General features: G+C 74.2%; 4 protein-coding genes. 3 read left to right on the top strand and 1 reads right to left on the bottom strand.

Annotated elements, in window-relative coordinates:
- Positions 1 to 129: 129 nt before the first annotated feature.
- Complete coding sequence (locus VJR25_RS12100; protein ID WP_324115340.1) at positions 130 to 1,098, bottom strand: LacI family DNA-binding transcriptional regulator; 969 nt, start codon at positions 1,096 to 1,098, stop codon at positions 130 to 132.
- A 96-nt stretch (positions 1,099 to 1,194) separates the two neighbouring features.
- On the opposite strand from VJR25_RS12100, the gene galT reads away from it, so the two are divergent.
- The 3 genes from galT to galE form a co-directional block, all read left to right on the top strand.
- On the top strand, positions 1,195 to 2,364 hold the full coding sequence (galT, locus tag VJR25_RS12095) for a galactose-1-phosphate uridylyltransferase (RefSeq protein WP_324115338.1): 1,170 nt from the start codon (positions 1,195 to 1,197) through the stop codon (positions 2,362 to 2,364).
- The gene (galK, locus tag VJR25_RS12090; protein WP_324115336.1) at positions 2,361 to 3,566 is read left to right on the top strand and encodes a galactokinase; all 1,206 of its coding nucleotides are present in this window, start codon (positions 2,361 to 2,363) and stop codon (positions 3,564 to 3,566) included. The genes galT and galK overlap by 4 nt, the downstream gene beginning before the upstream one ends.
- A partial coding sequence (galE, locus tag VJR25_RS12085; protein WP_324115335.1) for a UDP-glucose 4-epimerase GalE occupies positions 3,563 to 4,523 on the top strand: 961 nt, incomplete at its 3' end. The genes galK and galE, both read left to right, overlap by 4 nt.

The raw sequence follows: 4,523 nt of genomic DNA, 5'->3' as shown, positions 1-4,523 counted from the left end.
GCCAACACGCTGGTGGTCTTCGAGCTGTCGGCCATGACCGACGCCCGCGCACGGTTCCTCCCCGCCCCGGAGCTCGGCCCCCGCGAGGAGTGACCCGTCGGGCGGCTGCCGGGCGGGCGACCCTCGGGGTCAGCGGGCTGCCGGGCGGGTGGAGGCGCGGATGACGAGCGCGGTCTCGAGCACGTCGGCCGCCCTGGGCGCGCCCGTCTCGATCCCGCGCACCAGGGTGTCGACCGCCCGCTCGCCGAGCGCGTCGAAGTCCTGGCGGACGGTGGTCAGCGGCGGGCGGAAGTCGGCGGCATCCGCGATGTCGTCGAAGCCGACCACGCTGACCGCACCCGGCACGTCGCGGTGCGCGTCGGCGAGGGCGCGCAGTGCGCCGAGTGCCATCTGGTCGTTCGCGGCGAACAGGGCGGTGGCATCCGCCGCCAGGGTCATCGCCGCCGCGTGACCGGAGGCCGCGGTCCAGTCGCCGCGCAGCACCGTGGGTTCGGGGACGGATGCCTCGGCCAGCGCCTCGCGCCAGCCGCGCTCGCGCTCGGCCGCCGCGAACGAGCCGAGCGGGCCCGCCAGGTGATGCACCGTCGCGTGCCCGAGCTCCAGCAGGTGGCGCACCGCGGCGCCCGCTCCCCCGGCGTGATCGGTGTGCAGCGTCGCGTGCGGCCCGACCGCGCCGGACGCGTCGACGACCATGAGCGGCAGGTCGTCGGGCAGCCCGCCCGCGGTGAGCGCGGTCGCCTCGTTCAGGATGATGGCGCCGTCGACCTCCTGGTCGCGCAGCTGCGCGAACGCATCCTGCGCGTCGCCCGCTGCGGAGACGGTCACCACGACGAGGGCGTAGCCGCGGGAGGCCGCCGCATCCGCGACGGCCTGCAGCATCCGCGAGTTCCCGACGGACGCCAGCGTCGATACCATCAGACCGAGCGTGTGCGTGCGCCCCGTGCGCAGAGCGCGTGCCGCCCGGTGCGGTCGGTAGCCGAGCTCCGCCATGGCGACGCGCACGCGCTCCCGGGTGGCGGGGTCGACGCGCGGGCTGTCGTTGGCGACGCGCGAGACCGTCTGACCGGACACGCCGGCGAGCCGGGCGACGTCCGCCATCGAGACGCGCCGTACGGCGGGCAGATCGTCGAGTGCCAAGATGCACCTCCTGTGTTGACGTCAACATATCCTACGCCGTAGCATGTTGACGTGAACATGACCCCTGTCGCCCCGCCCGAAGCGGTCAGCCTCGGCGCCGGCGTCGTCCGTCGAGGCGCGACGCTGGCCGACGGCCGCGAGCTGCTGTATTACGACGACCCCGGCACCTCCCTGGGCCCGGACCGTGCCGTCGATGCGCGTGCCCTCGACCCGCGGCCGGACACCGCCACGATGCGGCTCGACGTGCTCACCGGCGACTGGATCTCCGTGGCGGCGGCCCGTCAGAACCGCACCTTCCTGCCGCCGGCCGAGCTCGACCCGCTCGCCCCGCAGACTCCGGCGAACCCCAGCGAGATCCCGGCCCGGTACGACGTCGCGGTGTTCGAGAACCGCTCCCCCTCGTTCGGGCCCGCGCTGGCCGAGACGGTCGGCTCCGCGCCCGTCGCGGTCGACCCGCCCACCGGCCTCGACGATCTCGCGACCCTCGGCCTCGGCCGCACCCGCACGAGCGCCGGCCGGTGCGAGGTGGTGTGCTTCAGCCCCGACCACGAGGGATCGTTCGGCACGCAGACCGTCACCCGCGCGCGCACCGTGATCGAGGCGTGGGCCGACCGCACCGCCGCGCTGTCGGCGCTGCCCGGCATCGAGCAGGTTTTCCCGTTCGAGAACCGCGGCGAGGCGATCGGCGTGACGCTCCGGCACCCGCACGGGCAGATCTACGCCTACCCGTACGTCACCCCCCGCACATCCCGTCTGCTGGAGAGCATCGACCGGGTCGGCACCGACCTGTTCGACCGCATCCTCGCGTTCGAGCAGGCCTCCACGCGGGTCGTGCTGCAGGGCGAGCACTGGACCGCGTTCGTGCCGTTCGCGGCACGCTGGCCGCTCGAGGTGCACCTCGTGCCCCACCGGCACGCCGCCGACTTCGCCGAGACGACCGATGCCGAACGCGACGAGCTGGCCACCCTCTATCTGCGCCTCCTGCGCGGGGTGGATGCCGTCTACGCCTCACCCACCCCGTACATCGCCGCCTGGCACCAGGCCCCTGTGCACGTGGGCCGCGACGGCGCACGGCTGCACCTGCAGCTGACGAGCCCGCGGCGCGCCGCCGACCGGCTCAAGTTCCTCGCCGGATCCGAGGCCGCCATGGGCGCGTGGATCGGGGACGTCCCGCCCGAGCAGGCCGCGGACCGCCTCCGCACGGCGATCGGGAGCGTGACGCTGTGACCGCGTCCACCGATGCGCGGGCGCTGCTCGCGGAACTCACCGGCGACGCCGCCTGCACCGGCACGTGGTCCGCGCCGGGCCGGGCCAACCTGATCGGCGAGCACACCGATTACAACGACGGCTTCGCGCTGCCGTTCGCGATCGACCGCCGCACCGTCGCAGCCGTCCGGGTGCGGGATGACGCCCGCATCCGCGTCGCCTCCACCGCCGCACCCGCCCCCGTCGAGGTCGCGATCGACGACCTCGACGGACTGTTCGCGCTGCCGCCTGCCGAGCGCGGCCTGCCGGAGTGGGCGGGTTACCCGCTCGGGGTGGCGTGGGCGCTGCGGCGCACCGCGGCCACCGCGCGCATCGGCGTCGAGATCGCGCTGGCATCTGACGTGCCGGTCGGGTCGGGGCTGTCGTCGTCGGCGGCGATCGAGGGTGCCGTCGCCTTCGCGCTGAACGACGTCTGGCGCGCGGACCTCACGCCGGTGCAGCTCGCCCGGGTCGGCCGGCTCGCCGAGAACGAGGCCGTCGGCGCCCCGACCGGGATCATGGACCAGATGGCGTCGTTCTGCGGACAGCAGGATGCCGCCATCCTGCTCGACTGCCGCACGCTGGACGTGCGCCCGATCGATCTGGGCTTCGCCGCCGCGGGCCTGGAGGTGCTCGTCATCGACACCCGCGTGGAGCACTCCCACGCCGACGGCGGATATGCGGACCGGCGCGCCGCCTGCGAGCGCGGGGCCGCCACCCTCGGGGTGCCGGCGCTGCGGGACCTGACCTCGGACGATCTCCCCCGGGCCGCGGAACTGCTCGACGAGACCACGTTCCGCCGCGTGCGGCACGTGGTGACCGAGAACCAGCGGGTGCTCGACACCGTCGCCCGGCTCGCCGCCGACGGCGCCCGCGCGATCGGCGACCTGCTCACGGCGTCGCACGCGTCGCTGCGGGACGACTTCGAGGTGTCGTGCCCCGAGCTCGACACGGCCGTCGACGCCGCCCTCGCCGCGGGCGCGCTCGGCGCCCGCATGACCGGAGGAGGATTCGGCGGGTGCGCGATCGCGCTCGTCGACGCGGATCGTGCGTCGCAGGTCGCGGATGCCGCCGTGCAGGCGTTCGCGGCATCCGGCTTCGCACCGCCGCGCGTGTTCACCGTGCACCCGTCGGCCGGCGCCCGCTCCGACCGTTCACCTGCGATCGATAGCGTGGAAGCATGACGTGGCTTGTGACCGGCGGGGCCGGATACATCGGGGCGCACATCGTCCGGGCGCTGAGTGCGGCCGGCCTTCCCCCGGTGGTGCTCGACGACCTCTCCAGCGGCCGGCGCGGGTTCGTGCCCGAGGGCGTGCCGTTGGTCGAGGCATCCATCCTCGACCGGGATGCCGTCGAGGCCGCGCTGCGCGAGCACGGCTGCGTGGGCGTCATCCACGTCGCCGGCTTCAAGTACGCCGGGGTGTCGGTGCAGCGCCCGCTGCACACGTACGCGCAGAACGTCGAGGGCACCCGGGTGGTGCTCGAGGCGATGGAGGCCGCCGGCGTCGCGAACCTCGTGTTCTCGTCGTCCGCCGCGGTGTACGGCACCCCGACGGTGCCGCTCGTGACAGAAGACCTGCCGAAGCGCCCGTCGTCGCCCTACGGCGAGTCCAAGCTCATCGGCGAGTGGCTGATCCGCGACCAGGCGACCGCGACCGCGGCGTCGGAGCATCCGCTGCGGCACACGTCCCTGCGCTACTTCAACGTGGTCGGCTCGGGCGACGCGGCGGTGTACGACGTCAGCCCGCACAACCTGTTCCCGATCGTGTTCGAGAAGCTGATCGCCGGCGAGACGCCGACGATCAACGGCGACGACTACGCCACGGAGGACGGCACCAACGTGCGCGACTACGTGCACGTCACCGACATCGCCGCCGCGCACGTCGTCGCCGCGCAGCTGCTCGCCTCGGGCGCCCCGATCGAGCCGGCGTACAACCTCGGCTCGCAGAACGGCCTGAGCGTGCGGCAGATCATGGACGCGATGGCCCGGGTCACCGGCGTCCCGTTCACGCCCGTCGTCGGTCCGCGTCGCCCCGGCGACCCCGACCGCATCGTCGCGACCGGCGACCTCGCCGCCCGCGACCTGGACTGGGCCAACCGGTATTCGGTCGACGAGATGGTGCGCACCGGCTGGGACGCCC

This window comes from Microbacterium sp. (genome assembly GCF_035277845.1).
Lineage (GTDB): Bacteria > Actinomycetota > Actinomycetes > Actinomycetales > Microbacteriaceae > Microbacterium.
The sequence above is the reverse complement of the archived record's forward strand: the minus strand, read 5'-3'. Positions and strand labels throughout refer to the sequence as shown.

Excerpts from the sequence above, each read along its gene's own strand:
- galT (WP_324115338.1), top strand. The coding sequence starts at position 1,195 with ATGACCCCTGTCGCCCCGCCCGAAGCGGTCAGCCTCGGCGCCGGCGTC.
- VJR25_RS12100 (WP_324115340.1), bottom strand. The coding sequence starts at position 1,098 with ATGGCGGACGTCGCCCGGCTCGCCGGCGTGTCCGGTCAGACGGTCTCG.